12 protein-coding genes and 1 pseudogene are annotated in these 16637 nt (G+C 42.9%); 6 read left to right on the top strand and 7 right to left on the bottom strand.

Annotated features, from left to right (window positions below):
• Window positions 1–343: pseudogene (locus tag AB4140_RS01170) on the bottom strand (hypothetical protein); the annotation flags it as partial.
• A 315-nt stretch (window positions 344–658) separates the two neighbouring features.
• On the opposite strand from AB4140_RS01170, the gene AB4140_RS01165 reads away from it, so the two are divergent.
• From AB4140_RS01165 to AB4140_RS01155, 3 genes are all read left to right on the top strand, one after another.
• The gene (locus tag AB4140_RS01165) at window positions 659–1075 is read left to right on the top strand and encodes a nitrous oxide-stimulated promoter family protein (RefSeq protein WP_102440295.1); all 417 of its coding nucleotides are present in this window, start codon (window positions 659–661) and stop codon (window positions 1073–1075) included.
• Between the two features lie 114 nt (window positions 1076–1189).
• Window positions 1190–2035: a hypothetical protein gene (locus AB4140_RS01160; RefSeq protein WP_371999449.1), complete on the top strand. Its 846-nt coding sequence runs from the start codon at window positions 1190–1192 to the stop codon at window positions 2033–2035.
• Window positions 2036–2298: 263 nt separating this feature from the next.
• Window positions 2299–2871 carry a YSC84-related protein gene (locus AB4140_RS01155; protein WP_371999448.1) on the top strand — a complete coding sequence of 191 codons (573 nt, stop codon included), beginning with the start codon at window positions 2299–2301 and terminating at the stop codon, window positions 2869–2871.
• A gap of 1548 nt (window positions 2872–4419) precedes the next feature.
• Here the strand turns inward: AB4140_RS01155 and AB4140_RS01150 are convergent.
• From AB4140_RS01150 to AB4140_RS01135, 4 genes are all read right to left on the bottom strand, one after another.
• Complete coding sequence (locus tag AB4140_RS01150) at window positions 4420–4626, bottom strand: hypothetical protein (protein WP_102530834.1); 207 nt, start codon at window positions 4624–4626, stop codon at window positions 4420–4422.
• 393 nt (window positions 4627–5019) lie between these two features.
• Complete coding sequence (locus tag AB4140_RS01145; RefSeq protein ID WP_241901006.1) at window positions 5020–5574, bottom strand: hypothetical protein; 555 nt, start codon at window positions 5572–5574, stop codon at window positions 5020–5022.
• 228 nt (window positions 5575–5802) lie between these two features.
• Window positions 5803–8151, bottom strand: coding sequence for a YgiQ family radical SAM protein (locus tag AB4140_RS01140; protein ID WP_102440299.1), 2349 nt, complete (start codon window positions 8149–8151; stop codon window positions 5803–5805).
• Between the two features lie 177 nt (window positions 8152–8328).
• Window positions 8329–8724, bottom strand: a complete 396-nt coding sequence (locus AB4140_RS01135; RefSeq protein WP_371999446.1) for an MAPEG family protein — start codon at window positions 8722–8724, stop codon at window positions 8329–8331.
• 219 nt (window positions 8725–8943) lie between these two features.
• On the opposite strand from AB4140_RS01135, the gene AB4140_RS01130 reads away from it, so the two are divergent.
• The gene (locus tag AB4140_RS01130; RefSeq protein ID WP_371999444.1) at window positions 8944–12432 is read left to right on the top strand and encodes an indolepyruvate ferredoxin oxidoreductase family protein; all 3489 of its coding nucleotides are present in this window, start codon (window positions 8944–8946) and stop codon (window positions 12430–12432) included.
• A 22-nt stretch (window positions 12433–12454) separates the two neighbouring features.
• Complete coding sequence (locus tag AB4140_RS01125; RefSeq protein WP_102519712.1) at window positions 12455–13834, top strand: FAD-binding oxidoreductase; 1380 nt, start codon at window positions 12455–12457, stop codon at window positions 13832–13834.
• Between the two features lie 83 nt (window positions 13835–13917).
• On the opposite strand, the gene AB4140_RS01120 is transcribed toward AB4140_RS01125, so the two are convergent.
• Together AB4140_RS01120 and AB4140_RS01115 are read right to left on the bottom strand one after the other, a co-directional pair.
• Window positions 13918–15174 carry a D-amino acid dehydrogenase gene (locus tag AB4140_RS01120; RefSeq protein WP_371999442.1) on the bottom strand — a complete coding sequence of 419 codons (1257 nt, stop codon included), beginning with the start codon at window positions 15172–15174 and terminating at the stop codon, window positions 13918–13920.
• Between the two features lie 35 nt (window positions 15175–15209).
• A complete protein-coding gene (locus tag AB4140_RS01115; RefSeq protein WP_102475793.1) occupies window positions 15210–15581 on the bottom strand; it encodes a RidA family protein in 372 nt (123 codons plus the stop codon).
• A gap of 309 nt (window positions 15582–15890) precedes the next feature.
• On the opposite strand from AB4140_RS01115, the gene AB4140_RS01110 reads away from it, so the two are divergent.
• Window positions 15891–16610: a Crp/Fnr family transcriptional regulator gene (locus AB4140_RS01110; RefSeq protein ID WP_102440306.1), complete on the top strand. Its 720-nt coding sequence runs from the start codon at window positions 15891–15893 to the stop codon at window positions 16608–16610.
• The last annotated feature ends 27 nt before the right edge of the window (window positions 16611–16637 follow it).

The following is a 16637-nucleotide window of genomic DNA, read 5'->3' as shown; positions in this document are numbered from 1 at the left end:
GCTCTGGCTCTGGCTCTGGCAGCTCATAAGACTCAGTCTCGACTATTTGTTCAACTGTTGCTTCAACTTCATCTACGGCAGTGACTACAGTATCTTCATCTTGCACAGGGCTTGGTTCTAATTCTTGAGCTATTGATTCAGTCTCAAGTTCAGTATTATCTTGCGGTGCTGACTCAATCTCAGATGGGGCTGAGGCTATATCTGTTATCTCAGCTTCTGGCTGCGGATCTGCCTGAGTTGGTTCTTTCTGCTCTAGCTCTTGCTTAGCAACGGTTTGGGTTCGACGATAAAGATAAATACCCAGCCAAACCAATAAAACAACGACAATAATTTTAATAATCATTTATAACACCATATTTGTGTCATGCTGTGTGCATTTGAATAGTTTTGGAGTTTACCATTCCTAGCCTATCCGAAGAAGGAAGCTTCATTTTTCTGCTTGAAAATTAAACAAGCTGAACTAATATTAATAAGCTATTCTTAGGACAAAAATCAAGTGTTTATGTCGCTTTTATGCTCGTTAACACAATAAGCTGACATTATTTTTAGCTTTTGTTTTTATGTGCTCTAGTTCAAGCTTATTAAGCATTGAATTGAATAAACAGACTGTGATTAGGTAAACTAGCCATACCCGAGTGATTTACTATGGTATTAACACATGACAATAAGCGCGATCCTATCAGGCAAGCTGTTATATGAATTCAACACAATGAATGCTATGGCAAAAATTTATTGCCGGGCTCATCATCAAATTGCGTTACAAACGGAAAATAGCCAAGGCTTGTGCCCAGATTGCATTGAATTGCTTGAATACGCAGAAACACGCTTAGATCGCTGTCCTTATGGTCAACAAAAGCCGACATGCAACAAATGTCCTGTGCATTGCTACAAACCGCACATGAAACAAAAAGTGCGTGAAATCATGATTTACTCTGGCCCAAGAATGCTGCTTCCCCATCCTATTATGGCGATAACGCATTTGCTCGCAGAAAGAAAGCCCGCACCTGGCAAACCGCCCGAAGCGGCGTCAAACCGTCATATGAGAAAACAGAAAAAACATAATAATGCTGCTTGATAAAGCGTGATTTAAGATATGACTTAACGATAAACAAAGGGATTGGCCATCGTAATTAATCAGTTTTTTTCACAGGCGTATATTTGGCTATCATTACTCGCTGGCATACATTGCTTGGGAGTAGGTTTTTACGTCCGCTATATTTTTGCTAATAACGACAGCAGCACCAGCCATAGTAATCGCTTACTGGGCGCCTTATTTATTCTGATCTCGCTATTCTTTTTTTCAGCCAGTATCACCCGCGAAAATGCCCCAATTCAAATTCATTTTATGATGACGTTAATGGTGCCATTTTACTTCTTACTGATGCCCTTACTGTACAGCTATTGCAAAGCGTGTTTACAAATTAAAACCTCTGACCTCAATTTCGTCAAACATATACTTACTACGCTAATTTCCATGGCGGTTATTGTTGTCACTGTATCGTTCAATATTGGTATGGTTCCCGATGCATCCCATATTCAAGTCAGCAGCATCAGTGAATTAGTCACCATTAATAAAATAGCCCTAGTCATGCCTGCCATTATTTTAATTCAAAGCGGGATCTATTTTTTCCTTATCATTAGCGCGTTAAGTCGTCATAGAGTCGACAAACATCAAAGCTTAAAAAATGTTAGATTTAGGTGGTTATTACTGCTTACTGGCGGCATTTTACTTAATTGGGTTTTACGATTGGTATTGGTGTTATTACCCTTCTATTTTGGTGACACTATTTCTAGCTATGCTGTTGGCATCGTCAGATTATGTCTATTAGCGACCATTTATGGGTTTGCCATATACGGACTACACCAAGTGACCCGACTGGTATTTTTACGTATCAAGGTCAATAAAACACCCCAGCATCATAGTGCCAAGCTGCTACTGGATAATGAAGAACTTGATTATTTAAGAAGTGTTATCAGTGATGACAAAGCCTCAGATCAGGGCTTAGAGAACAAGTCAGTCCCAAAAACTAAGTGAAATTAACTTCGCCAGATAAAGGCCACAGCCTGAGCCAACACCTGTACAAACAAGCTCAATTAAAGAGGATATTAAGTGAGTTATTTACTCACTGCTAGATTTAAATAACAACACCACTCATTTAAATACTCAGCACCAACTGAACTCATGTTAGTTTTAAGCATCTAGTAGCAATATTAGGCGTTTTTATTACAGCTTTGTTCAGCTTGGGTTTGCTATGCTAAAGCTATCATCACTAAAGTTTGCTTATCACAGGAGTTTTTATGAAAAATATATTGTCATTGCTAGCGGTTACATTCGTGCTTATCGGACTGACATTTTCCAGCTCAGCTCACGCTGACAAATACGCCAAAGCCATTACCGATTTTAAAAAGGCGCCTGAAGTACAAGGCTTTTTTGATAGCGCTTATGGCTATGCGATTTACCCCACCGTAGGCAAAGGCGGTTTTGGTATCGGTGCGGCCTACGGCTCAGGCAAGGTATATAAAGGTGGAGTTTATAGTGGTGATTCAAGCGTGTCACAACTTTCTATTGGCTTCCAATTAGGTGGACAAGCTTATAGCGAAATTATTTTCTTTAAAGATGCTGAAGCCTATAACGACTTTACCAGTGGTACCTTTGAGTTTAGCGCCCAGGCATCTGCTGTCGCCATTACTGTTGGCGCCAATGCCCAAGTCGGTTCGACGGGGAACTCAGCAGGCGCAGGTAATGCAGGAAGTCGCACTAAAGCCAGTGCCAGCTATATGAATGGCATGGCAATTTTCACTGCCGCCAAAGGCGGATTGATGTATGAAGCCGCGATAGCAGGACAATCATTTAGTTTTGATGCTAAATAATTTTTGTAAACGAGAAAATCTCACCCAATAAAAAGGCTGCAGTTGCAGCCTTTTTCACGCTAAGATTAAAGCATAATCTGATAAACAGTTACTTTCACTGCAATCATTAGCTGATAAATCGAATTATCATTGATAAACCTGCTCCTAAAGCATGTTATTACGAGTGTTCGATTCACAATCACTAACAAACATTTGGACAGAAATGTTTTAGTAACGCTTTGCTAAGCGGCTAAAAATGGCTGGCTAAAATGTTGAGGAATGAAAACAGCCAACTGTTTTTTTCCGTTTGAAATTCTTGTTATATTTAATTATTTCTCGATTCCTTAATGAACCTATACCGAAAATCAGATAAGTATCCAAGTATATAGAGAAGAAGGGCTGAATTGACATGCCCATCAACAAGAAGAATCCAGATATTTTCTTCGCGGGTAGCACCTAGGTATACGCATACTAATGTTGCTAGCACCCAACTAAATTTAAGAGTCCAAGAATACTCGCCAAAAAACCATTGAGATAAACTCCTTTTTTCCGTGATATTTTCCATAATTAATCTCCAAAATTTGATTTTAAATATAACGTTTTAGTATTTATGCGTTGCACTGTTTGCAGGGCATAAATCGCTTGTTGGACTTGGCCGATACCACATCCCTATTTATCGGTATGGTTTATGCTATAGGAATTTGCTTTTTGACGGTAGTTTTTTTGTACAGTATTTCGACTAATCATTTGTTCTGATTACACCTTTTAAGGTGGAATTTTTCATCTTTTACTCTGCTTTGTTTACCTGTTTGATACTGATATTTCAGTTAATGGCTGTGACCGTTTGCCTCAATTAATTGGTATCAACTCAGTTCACCTTTACTTTTATTGCCTCACCCTGTTTCTGCTGGTTAGTCCGACTGAATTAGTTGGCTCTGATGTGGTCAAGTCAATCTGTAAACTTTCTAGGAGGGTTGAAGGCACATATTATTGAATGGCTTTTTCTTCCCTAAATGGCGTGCCCGATGATTGTATTCGAGGTTACCCAACTCTGTCCTTAAGTGGTGATACCTTAATGTAACTTATGTCATTAATTCATAGTTTTACTTAGTTTTTATTGGCTGAATCATTGAAGTTCATCACCTCAACCTAATCCATTGCCTGCCGCTGGGATGTTCAGGATGAACGGAATGTCGCGATCACATGGATGTGAAAGAGCGACCTTATGTGCAGATACATCCAAGACACGCCGTTAACACATCCCTGTGGGCTCTGCGAAAACAAATAACATCCATGTTAAACGGCCAGTTCGGCATCCATGCCTCTCGCTCAGAGCGTTCCACACAGTGAAACTTCGCCATGTTTTCGAAGGTCTTGAATGCATCTACACTGGGATTATTTTCTCTTCGATTTAGCTTTATCAGTAACGAGGTTTAAAGGCTGACATGTTCAATTTGAATTGAGGACGTTGAAGAAAATAGCGTGAGCCTGACAGGACGTCAGGCTAGCTTTCGCGGTGCAGGGATGCACCATCGGAAGCGTTAGCATTTTCGAATAAGACCGAAGTTATCAACAAACGAAGTTAAAAGCTGGATCAATCCCCGTTGAAAACATGCGCTTTTCAGCATTTTTCGTTGGGGCAGCGGGGTGTTCCAAGAGGGTATTGCTGTTGATACCCTTTTGGTCTGGTGTGGGCGAAGCGCCACGACGTTGTTTTTTAAAATAGCAAACAAGCTTTGGGTCATAAACGAAGTTGAAAGCTGGATCAATCCCCATCGAAAATCATGCGCTTTTCAGCATTTTTCGTCGGGGCGCTGGGGGATATCCAAAAGGGGAACAAGCGCTTTTCCCCTTTTGGTCGGGTGTGGGTAGAAAACCCACGATGTTAATCCAAACGGAGTTTGGAAATACAGAAAGGTAACTTACGGTCTAAATCTGGTGTGAACTCAGTACCACGACGTTGATTTTTCAAAAGAGTAAAACAAGTTTTGCGGCTTTTTGTTAGCAAATGCGAGTTAGTATTAAATAAAAAACCTCTTCCTACACAAAGTAAGAAGAGGTTTTACTGCCTATTCGGCAGGTATCTCAAAATAGGCTATTAAGTCACGATTTTCGCGGGTTTTAGCTGCCTATGATGTCATTTATGCAGGCTTATACTTAAAACAACAATTACTCATGACCCCAAGGCGTTGGCGGCAGCGCCACTGGCTTGGTTAAATCAAAATCCACTCTAAAATCACGATTTTCGCGGGTTAAACGATAAGTGAAGACTGTTGGCTCAATGTACATATGCCACACGTTAGTCACTGACGCTGTTAAGCCATTTTCATTAAAGTTAGCAATTGATTCAGCATCGACAGGAAATGATTGCTCAGTTGCAGTGCCCATGTCAGCAGTGTCGCCACCGTACATGGTGACTTTGTCTTCAGTGCCATCTTCATGACGGTGATCATGCTTTAAGCGCAAGCCTGAAGTGGTTTTGGTGATAACCCAAGTACGAGAGTGATCGTCACCCACATGAAAAGGAATTTTAAGCTCAGTATCGCTGCATTCACGTACGTGCATGATTAATGCTTTATTGCTAAAAGCTGAATCAGCTTCGTTGCCCGCAGTCACCTCACCCGCATACGCTTTACCACAATGCACAGCAAGCGCATCAAAGTAACTGTCTTGTACACTAGCGTAAGTGGTAGATTCATCATGATCATGACTGCCATGTGCCATAGCAGTAGCGGGGATCAGACAACTCAATACAGCAGTGGCCAATATTTTTTTCATTATTATTCCTTGGGGTATTTATTTTAGTTTTTAATCATTCATTTAAACCATGGGCGATACCCTAAAGCAAATGAACTAGGCTTGCAGACTAACAGTGATTGTTTAATTTAACCTGAAATAAAAAACCGCCTATTGGCGGTTTTCTAGTTAACAATTTCAAATTAGCTCAGCGGCTTATCTAGCGCCCTTACTATTTGAAGATTTATTTTTTGCATTCGCCTTATTGCTAAATGGCTGCTTCTTCTGTGACCAGCCTGTTTTAGCTTTGCCTTTGTTAGCGCTATTGGCATTAGCTGGTTTTTTAGCTGAAGATGACTTGCCGCCTTCTTGCTTTTCGCCAGCCGCTTTGGCTTTGTTGGCTTTGGTCGGTTTTTTACCGCTGTCTCTATCCGCAAACTGATTACCAGAAAAACGGGTGAAAGCCGTCTTACTACCATCATTTTTGCCACCACGGTTTTTAGCCCCAAAACCTTGGCGCTCATTACGTGATTCTGGTGGCACAATATGTTGCACCCCATTACCAATTAAATGCTCTTTACCCATGGCAGCTAAGGCTTCACGAATAAGTGGCCAGCCTGCAGGATCATGATAGCGCAGCAGCGCTTTGTGTAAGCGGCGCTGACGGCCTTTCTTAGGCACGGTCACTTGTTCACTGGTGTGCTTCACATTCTTCAATGAGTTAAGCTCAGTGTGGTAAATGGTGGTGGCATTGGCCATTGGCGATGGATAAAAATTTTGCACTTGATCAAGCTTAAACTTCTCTGATTTAAGCCACAGGGCTAGATTCAGCATATCTTCATCGGTGGTCCCCGGATGTGCTGAGATGAAGTAAGGAATAAGATACTGCTTCTTACCCGCTTCTTTAGAGTAATGATCAAATAGCTCTTTAAACTTATGATAACTGCCCATTCCCGGCTTCATCATTTTGCTTAGTGGACCATCTTCAGTGTGCTCTGGGGCGATTTTTAAATAGCCGCCCACATGATGCTTAGCCAGCTCTTTAATGTAGCGAGGATCTTCTGTGGCTAAGTCATAACGCACACCTGATGCAATCAGAACCTTTTTAATCCCCGGCACGTCACGGGCGGCGCGATATAAATCAATGGTGTGTTTATGATCGGTACCTAAATGGCCACAAATTGAGGGATATACGCAGGATAAACGTCGACAAGTGGTTTCTGCTTTGACGCTAGTACAGCCGAGGCGATACATGTTAGCGGTTGGGCCACCTAAATCTGAAATAACCCCAGTAAAGCCCGGCACTTTGTCTTGAATATCTTTAATTTCTTTGATGATAGATTCTTGCGAGCGACTTTGAATAATGCGCCCTTCATGCTCGGTAATCGAGCAGAACGAACAGCCACCAAAACAACCTCGCATGATATTAATCGAGGTTTTAATCATGTCGTAAGCAGGGATCACCGCTTTACCATAACTTGGGTGCGGTACGCGCTGATACGGCAAATCAAACACCGCATCCATTTCATCAGTATTTAATGGCCACGCTGGCGGGTTAACCCACACAGAGCGATTTCCTTGAGCTTGAAATAACGCGCGGGCACAACCCGGGTTTTGCTCTTGATGCAAAATACGTGAAGCATGGGCATACAAGAATTTATCGTCAGCCACTTTTTCATAAGCTGGCAGTAGCACATAGGTTTTTTCCCACGGCTTAGGTCTTGGCGGCTGCACGCTGATGGCTTTAGGGGCATCATTATCAAAAATCTTTTTATCGGTTGGGCCGGATAATTTTTCACAGCCGACATCATCAGCACCATAAGGATTGGGGATAGGATCAATCTTGTGTAGTTGATCTAATTTGCGCGAATCCATGCCTTTCCAGCCGGGCAAAGGTTCATGACGAATAACTGCGGTGCCACGAATATCGTGCAAATCAGCCATTTTTTCGCCATTAGCGATGCGATGTGCCACTTCCACCAGCGGGCGCTCGGCATTACCGTAAATTAAGATATCGGCTTTAGCATCAAATATCACACTGCGGCGCACTTTATCAGACCAGTAATCATAATGAGCGATACGGCGTAAACTGGCCTCGATACCACCGATCACCACGGGCACTTCTTTGAAGGCTTCTTTACAACGCTGGGTATAAACGGTTACCGCGCGATCTGGGCGTTTACCGCCTTCATCGTTTGGGGTGTAGGCATCATCACTGCGAATGCGACGATCTGCGGTATAGCGGTTGATCATCGAGTCCATGTTGCCGGCGGTTACACCGAAAAACAGGTTCGGACGACCTAGCTTCATAAAGTCATTTTTATTTGACCAGTCTGGCTGACAAATAATACCGACTCGAAACCCTTGTGCTTCAAGCATACGGCCAATAACCGCCATGCCGAAACTTGGGTGGTCCACATAAGCATCGCCACTGACGATAATAATATCGCAGCTATCCCATCCAAGTTGATCCATCTCTTTGCGAGACATAGGAAGAAAGGGAGCTGTGCCGTAACACTCTGCCCAGAACTTTGGATAATTAAATAACGTGGATTCAACTTGCATGTGTGTAACCTAAAATTGATGGATACGTCGATAAACGGTCGCGGAGTATACCAGTTGGCGATGAGTAAGTGTGACTAAAAAAGCAGCAGATGTGAAATTTTTTTATTGATGACTAAAAATAAAAAACCTTATAAATACAGTGGGAATAGTAAAACTCCCACCTTATCAAGTACTCAGTCATAAGCCTAAAAATAAACCGATATTAACCACGGCTAAGCTGACAATAATTATCCAGGTGATTAATACTCCCCAAAAGCGGCCAAAATGATAACCGCCTTTGCCCTGCGTTAAGCCAATGGCATGTAACAAGCGCGCGAATAACCACAAACTGCCAAACAAATGTAAAAACGGTGCTGAAAGCCCATTCACTTCAACCACCAAGATTAATAGCAGCGCAAATGGCGCGTTCTCCACAAGGTTAGCGTGCACGCGATCTGCAATAATTAACTCTTGATTACCCTCATTGCCAATACCAATCTTCAGCCCTTTTCTAAGCTTTACCACTCGTAAACTAAAATAAATGGCCATTATGGCCGTTAAAGCGATATATAACCCCGATACACTGGCGATCATTTGAACTCCTTTTAAATGCTGTTAAGGCTTCACTATATGCTAAATATCGGCTTTGTTTAATGAAAAAAGCGATTTTTATCATCACAGCGGCAAGGCTTACAAAAGCCTAATTTTGAATTTATTTAACAAATGTCACCTATATTGCAGTCATCATAATTCACATGTTCTAACCTAAAAATCGATTGATAACACCAAATATGACTCGAAGGAACAGAGCAGATGAAACATAGAGACATCACTTTAGAAGATAAATATAACAATACATCTGGTCGTATCTTTATAAACGGCAACCAAGCTTTAGTTCGATTACCGCTAATTCAAGCGCAATTAGACAAAAACCAAGGCTTGAATACCGCGGGTTATATTTCAGGTTATCGAGGCTCGCCACTAGGGGCATTAGATAGTTATATCTGGAAAGCCAAAAAGCGTTTAGATCAACATGACATCACCTTCCAACCTGGGGTCAATGAAGACCTAGCTGCAACGGCGATTTGGGGCACCCAATTACTCGACACCATACCCGAGCCTAATGTCGATGGCGTATTTGCCATGTGGTATGGCAAGGGCCCCGGTGTTGATAGAAGTGGCGATCCATTTAAACATGCAAACTATGCTGGCACCCATGAACATGGCGGCGTGTTGGTGGTTTACGGTGATGACCATCCTGGTAAATCATCGACTATTTCACATCAAAGTGAACAAGCGTTAGCGGCAAATCTTATTCCCTCACTTTACCCTGCCGATGTCAGCGAATTTATCGATTATGGTATTTTAGGTTGGGCGCTGTCTCGTTATAGCGGCTTATGGGTAGGCTTTAAATGTGTGAATGAATCAGTGGAACAAACCGCTACCATTGATATTAATCTCGACAATATAGATATCAAACGTCCTAGTCGAGATGACACCCCCACAGACAGCATCAATCTCAAAACCAGTGGCTTTATCCCGCCGCAAACCAATGAAACCAATGTCATTACTCACCGCTTGCCCTTGGTGCATCGCTTTATTAAAGCCAATAATCTTGATCAGGTTCGCGTAGCCAAAAATGACAACGCCTCACAAAGAAGTCTGGGTATTGTCACTGCCGGTAAAGCCTATAACGATGTAATGTCGGCCCTGGCATTATTAGAGATCGACAATGATCTTGCGCAAACACTGGGGTTATCGGTATTCAAATTAGGTTGTATCTGGCCCATCGAGCCCAGCAAATTAACCGACTTTGCCCAGCAGCAACCTGAATTACTGGTTATTGAAGAAAAGCGCGCCTTTATTGAAGAGCAAATAAAATCAATCCTGTTTGGCAAACAAGGTGCCACACGGGTTATTGGTAAACAGGATGAAAATGGCCTCGCGCTCGTCAGTGCCGATGTGCAGTTAGAGCCACTCACACTGGCCTTTATCATCGCTGAGCGCCTGCGCATTAATGGTCAAACTCACCCCAAGGTTGACGCCGCAATTGTGCGTTTACGCTCAAAGCTTGACCCTAAAAGTTGCGCCACCAGCTTACCTAGAACCCCTTACTTTTGCTCTGGTTGCCCCCATAACACCTCCACAAAAGTACCTGAAAACAGTATCGCTATGGCTGGTATTGGCTGTCACGCCATGGCAGCATTTTATCGCAAAGACACCATGATCCCTTGCCATATGGGCGGTGAAGGCATGCAGTGGGTGGGCTTAGCCAAATACACTAACACCAACCACGTGTTTCAAAACCTAGGCGATGGCACCTATTATCACTCTGGCTTAATGGCAATCCGCGGAGCCATCGCGGCCAAGGTCAATATCACCTATAAAATTTTATATAACGATGCGGTTGCCATGACTGGCGGCCAGCCAGTGGATGGGCCAATCTCCGTCGCTGAAATTAGCCAACAAGTGACCTATGAAGGCATTAGTAAATGCGTGATTGTCACTGACTCGCCACAGGCATACGCCAATAACCCAGACATCGCCAAAAACGTTGAGATTTATCATCGTGACCGCTTAGACATGGTGCAAACCATGCTCAGCAAAATAGCAGGTTGCACCGTATTAATTTACGAGCAAACTTGTGCAGCAGAAAAGCGTCGCCGCCGTAAACGTGGCTTAATTGCTGATCCAACTAAACGCTTATACATTAATGCTGACGTGTGTGAAGGCTGCGGCGATTGCTCAGTTCAGTCAACCTGCGTGAGCTTGCAACCTAAAGTGACCTCGAAAGGCATCAAGCGTCAAATAGATCAATCCAGTTGTAATAAAGATTACAGCTGTAATAAAGGCTTTTGTCCTTCGTTTGTTACCGTCATTGGTGGCACCCCGAAAAAGGCCGCTGCCACCGCGATTTCAGCAGATGTGTTTGCCACGATTCCCGCGCCTACCGCATGTAACATTGATGATAACTACAATGTCATGATTGCAGGGATTGGCGGTTCAGGGGTGATCACTGTCGGGGCGATATTAGGCATGGCAGCTCATATTGATAATAAAGCCTGCTCAATTTACGATATGACCGGCTTGTCGCAAAAAAATGGCGCGGTTTACAGCCATCTTAAATTTGCCAACTCACCTGAGCGATTATTTAGCCCTAAAATTGATACTGGCAGCGCCGATTTAATTTTAGCCTTTGATTTACTGGCCACATTAGATCAGCACATTATTAAAATCATTACTTACCAACAAACTCGCCTGATTGGTAATGCTGCCATTGCGCCACCAGCAATATTTCAATTAAACCCACAAGCGATCCCCACTGAGTTTAAAGAGCAGCAATCGTTAGCCCAATTATTAGGCAGCGATAATGTCGATTTTATCGATGCTTCTAACATCGCCAAAAAACTCATGGGAGATACCATAGGCGCTAATTTATTTGTGGTGGGCTTTGCCCTGCAAAAAGGGGCGTTACCGCTTTCAGTTGCCTCAGTTGAACACGCTTTACGCCTTAATGGTGTGAGTGTTGACTTTAATCTCAACGCGTTAAATTTAGGCCGATTATTGTGTTTTAATCCTGAATTTTTCTCGCAATTACTGACCACTGACAGCCAGCAAAATATTGCGACCACCGCCTTTAGCGCCATTGAAGATGGGGCTGAGCATCTCAGTCATTATCAAAGTAATGCCTATGCCGAACAATACCGTGAGTTTATTGAACAAGTCAGCCAAGCAGAAAAAGCTGTGGCTGAAAATTCTGACCGCTTAACCTTAGCGGTAGCCACTAATCTGAGTAAATTAATGAGCTACAAAGACGAATATGAAGTGGCGCGTCTGCACAGCTCAGCGACGCTAATGCAAAATTTACATAACGATTTTGACGGCGACTTTAAGGTTAAATTCTCTCTCGCACCGCCTTTGTTTAGCAAAAAACACCCAGATACTGGTTTACCGATTAAGCGTGAATTTGGCCCATGGGTCTTAACGGCGTTTAAAGTGTTGGCTAAATTTAAGTTTTTGCGCGGCTCTAAACTAGATATGTTTAGCTATACCAATGAAAGAAAGATGGAAAGGCAGTTAATTAAAGATTATCAAGCAGATATAAAGCATATCATCGAAAACCTGAATCATGATAATTTACCACTCGCCATTGAAATCGCTCAGCTACCGCAAATGATTAAAGGCTTTGGCCATATTAAAGAAAACAATATTAGCGCCACACTCATGGCCAAAGGAAAGCTATTACATCAATTTACCCATGGCCCAGATAAATCAGCCATTCAATTTAAAGAAGTTAGCTAATACATAGCTACAGAGAGTGAATATGATAGATATTATAAAAAAGATAACCGCTATCGTAGGTGATAAAGGCATTATCCTTGGGGATGACGTTGCCAACAGGCCTGCTTACTCTTATGGCAAAGGACAATGCCAAGCACTGGCCATAGTGCGCCCTGCTTCAACCGAAGAGCTATCTAAGGTGATGAGCCTTTGCCACCAGCAGGATCAAACCACCATCCCTTGGGGCGGGTTAACCGGATTGGTCAATGGTACCTATGCAACAGCTGACGATATTGCGATTTCGTTAGAGCGCATGACTCAGATTGAGTCCATCGATAATCAAGCGGGCACTATGACAGTGCAAGCGGGCGTGCCGCTACAAGTAGTGCAAGAAAAAGCCGCCGCACAAGATTGGTTATTTGCTCTGGATTTAGGCGCCAGAGGCAGCGCCACTATTGGCGGTAATATAGCCACCAATGCTGGCGGTAATAGCGTGCTTAAATATGGCATGATGCGTGAACAAGTCTTGGGCTTAGAAGCGGTTTTAGTGGATGGTACGGTTATTTCGTCATTAAACAGTATGCTAAAAAATAACGCCGGTTATGATCTTAAACAGCTATTTATCGGCACCGAAGGCACCTTAGGTATCGTCACTAAAGCCGTGTTACGCCTGCACCCTTTGCCCAGCAGTCGCAATACTGCCATTGTCGCCGCAACCCAGTTTGATGCTGTTGCCAAGCTACTGAAATTACTCAACAGTCACTTAAATGGTCAGCTATCGGCATTTGAAGTGATGTGGGGCAATTTTTATCAATTAATGACCGACTCAGACAAGCACAATACGGTTATCGACAGTGGCTATCCATATTACGTGTTAATTGAAGCCACAGGCCATAACGCCGAGCGCGACGCCGTGCAATTTGAAGAAGCGCTAATGGCTGCGTTAGAGCAAGATATTTTAGTGGACGCCGCAATCGCGAAGTCAGAAAGTCAGCGTGAACAGTTATGGGCGATGAGGGATGATATTGACACTGTCATCAGCGAGTTAAACCCACTGTTTGCCTTTGATATTAGCCTGCCTATTGCCAACATGGAGCAATATATTCAGCAAGTTGAAAGCCAAATTATGACGCAGTGGCCCCATGCAAAATTCATTGTATTTGGTCACTTAGGTGATGGTAATTTACATTTAGGCATTTGTGTTGGTAGCTATGATGAGCAGACTAAGCATCAAGTGCAAAGCATTGTTTATCAGCAACTAAAACCTTACGCTGGCTCGATTTCTGCTGAGCATGGCATTGGTTTAGATAAGCTTAAATACTTACATTGCTCCCGCACTGACAACGAAATAGCCTTAATGAAACGCTTGAAGCTCGCTTTTGACCCTAAAAATCTTCTCAACCGCGGCAAGGTTTTCCCTTAGAGGTGGTAATAAATGTCAGCGTAGCAAGCCATTCAGGTTTGCTACCCTGTCCAATTAACTCAGCAATTAACTCAGCAATTAACTCAGCAATTAACTGCGTAATCAGCGAGAGATATTTCAGGGCGCTCGCCACTAATAAGGTCTGCAAGCGCCTTGCCAGAGCCTGCCGCCATCGTCCAGCCTAAATGCCCATGGCCAGTATTAATATATAAATTATCAATTTTTGAGCGGCCAATTAACGGTACACCCGATGCTGACACCGGTCGTAAACCCGTCCAACTTTGGGTGGTTTCTGGGTTCACAAAAGCGCTAGACTCAGGGTAAATCGCCTGCAATAAATCATAAAGATTCTGCAACCGCCCAGGATTTAACTGGGTATCATAACCGTTAAACTCTGCCGTACCCGCCACCCGAATTCGATTCCCTAGCGGCACCACCCCAGCGTGCAGCGAATGGTCTATCACAGGCATGCTAGGCCCGCCCTGCCAGCCATCAAGCGCTAGGGTTAATGAATAACCTTTACAGGGGCGAACCGGAATATTAACGCCCACTTTATTCGCTAATAACGGCGTGTAACTGCCTGCTGCCAATACAAATGCATCGGCATCTAACTGGCCTTGGCTAGTGTTAATGTGGGTGATTTTGCCCTGGTGCTTAATAATATCGCTTACTGTGGTGTTATATAAAAACTGCACCCCTGCTTTTTCAAGGTAAGTTGTTAGCTCAACACAATATTGATGGGCATCGCCAAAGCGATCTTCAGGAAAATAAATACTCCCCGCAACCTTATCGTTTAGCGGGGCCAATGCGGGCTCAAGTTTAAAGGTGTCATCACGGCTGAGCATAGTAAACTTAACCGCTTCAGGCTGAAGAAACTCGGCCATGGCCAGCACTTCATCCAGCTCCTGTTGCTGACGACAGACCTTAATGGTGCCACTGCCACCACCCAGATCAGTCAAACCGATTGCTTGGGTCATATCATCAAGCACATCTAGGGTGTATTTCGCCATGCGGGTGTTACGAAAAATACTTTGCTCGTAGGTTTTACGGCGAGAGTTTTTTAGAAAGGAGAGCCCCCACAATGCCAGCGAGGGTAATGCTTTAGGTCTGAGTAGTAATGGCGAGTCTTCTTTGCCAATCATTTTTAGCATATTAAAGAACACACCTGGTGCATTCCAAGGATCTGACAAACTGGGGGTCAGTAAGCCGCCGTTGGCAAAACTGGTTTCAAGGCCTGCTGATTCACGTCGTTCAATGACTGTGACTTGATGCCCTTGAGCATGTAGCTGATAAGCGGTGCTCAAGCCCAACAGTCCACTACCAATAATAATGATATTCATGTTTTCCCCTCAAGCATTACAGCGCTAATTGGTGGCTAATCTTTTATCGCTAACGCTTCAATTTCAATGCGCGCACCCGGGATCAATAAATCAGATCTCACAGTCGCTCTAGCAGGAGGATTATTAGGGAAAAATTCAGCATAGGCCTGATTAAAGGCGGCAAAATCTTCAACGTGGGTTAACCAAATGGTATTTTTTACAATGGCGTCCAGCGTTAAATCTTGCTCTGCCAATAAGTTTTTGATGTTGGTTAGCACTTGCTTGGTCTGCACGGTGATATCACCATCCACTAATTGATTGTTCTGATCAAACGCCATCTGCCCAGATAAAAAAATAAACCCACCAGCAGCAACTGCTGGAGAGAAAGGTAAGCCTAAGGCATTGTTACCTAATACTTGTTTAGCCATTTAAATTCAACCTTATATCAATGATGTCATGATGATTAAAAATCATTATAGGAGTAATTATTTGGCCAACACTGCAATCAAGATGACACTTGGGTAACTCTTGTTAATAAAAAAACACTAACTGCACCCGCATGTAACAAATTAGCACCATTTATTACTATGCTGTCGACCTCAGTCATGGTAGATATAATTAGCAGCCTTTTAGGGTGATGGCTAAATTTTTTACAAGAAAAAAGCCAATATAACAATAAAATATGGCCGTCAATTTCAGCATAAATACTAAAAATAATAACCAAAGTGAGCTCTAGTATGTCGAATACAGCTAATTGGATTGCGTTATTGCCGCAACACATTCAAGACGAAGTAACCGCTACATTTAAAATAAAACACTTTAGTGATGGAGAGCACATTTACAGAAAAGGTGAATCAGGTGCTGGCGCGGGTCAATATCAAATACTCAGTGGTACGGTCCGTCTAAGAGTTATTGCAGACAATGGTAAAGAAGCCACTTATGTGATTTATGGTGAGGGTGACTGCATCGGTTTTTTATCCGCTATTGATAATGATGTACGTCCGCAAGATGTTATCGCCATTGGTGAGGTCAAAGTCGGTAAAATTTTATCGAAGGACTTCGAGCAATTAACTGAAAAATATCCCATTATTTATAAAACACTGTGTGAGCATGTGGCCTATCGTATTCGAGAGGTGTTTAACATGTATGAGTATGGGTTATTTTTTAATTTAGAGCGCCGCTTAGCCAATCAAATATTATTTTTACTGGCCTTTTCAGCCACTAATGTTCCTAACTCTGCTTGCCAAGAGCTTGAATTTACCCAAGAGATGTTAGCCTCTTCAGTAGGTGCGACCCGTCAGGCCATTAACAAGTTACTGAAAGATTGGTCAGATGCCGGATTTATTGAATATCACTATGGAAAAATCCGTATTTTAGATTCTAAGCCGTTAGTCAAAATATCTGGGGTGGATAAAATGATCACCTCTCAAGTGGCTGTTAAAGCCATCGCGTCATAGGCGTAAATAGGCTTAATTGCCCGCAAG

Origin of the sequence: Shewanella sp. 10N.286.51.B2, from assembly GCF_041469265.1 — a bacterium.
Classification (GTDB): Bacteria; Pseudomonadota; Gammaproteobacteria; order Enterobacterales; family Shewanellaceae; genus Shewanella.
This window is presented reverse-complemented; position numbering and strand designations above follow the sequence as displayed.

Excerpts from the sequence above, each read along its gene's own strand:
- AB4140_RS01120 (WP_371999442.1), bottom strand. The coding sequence starts at position 15,174 with ATGAATATCATTATTATTGGTAGTGGACTGTTGGGCTTGAGCACCGCT.
- AB4140_RS01110 (WP_102440306.1), top strand. The coding sequence starts at position 15,891 with ATGTCGAATACAGCTAATTGGATTGCGTTATTGCCGCAACACATTCAA.
- AB4140_RS01130 (WP_371999444.1), top strand. The coding sequence starts at position 8,944 with ATGAAACATAGAGACATCACTTTAGAAGATAAATATAACAATACATCT.
- AB4140_RS01135 (WP_371999446.1), bottom strand. The coding sequence starts at position 8,724 with ATGATCGCCAGTGTATCGGGGTTATATATCGCTTTAACGGCCATAATG.
- AB4140_RS01165 (WP_102440295.1), top strand. The coding sequence starts at position 659 with ATGACAATAAGCGCGATCCTATCAGGCAAGCTGTTATATGAATTCAAC.
- AB4140_RS01150 (WP_102530834.1), bottom strand. The coding sequence starts at position 4,626 with ATGGGGATTGATCCAGCTTTCAACTTCGTTTATGACCCAAAGCTTGTT.
- AB4140_RS01145 (WP_241901006.1), bottom strand. The coding sequence starts at position 5,574 with ATGGCACATGGCAGTCATGATCATGATGAATCTACCACTTACGCTAGT.
- AB4140_RS01115 (WP_102475793.1), bottom strand. The coding sequence starts at position 15,581 with ATGGCTAAACAAGTATTAGGTAACAATGCCTTAGGCTTACCTTTCTCT.
- AB4140_RS01140 (WP_102440299.1), bottom strand. The coding sequence starts at position 8,151 with ATGCAAGTTGAATCCACGTTATTTAATTATCCAAAGTTCTGGGCAGAG.
- AB4140_RS01155 (WP_371999448.1), top strand. The coding sequence starts at position 2,299 with ATGAAAAATATATTGTCATTGCTAGCGGTTACATTCGTGCTTATCGGA.
- AB4140_RS01125 (WP_102519712.1), top strand. The coding sequence starts at position 12,455 with ATGATAGATATTATAAAAAAGATAACCGCTATCGTAGGTGATAAAGGC.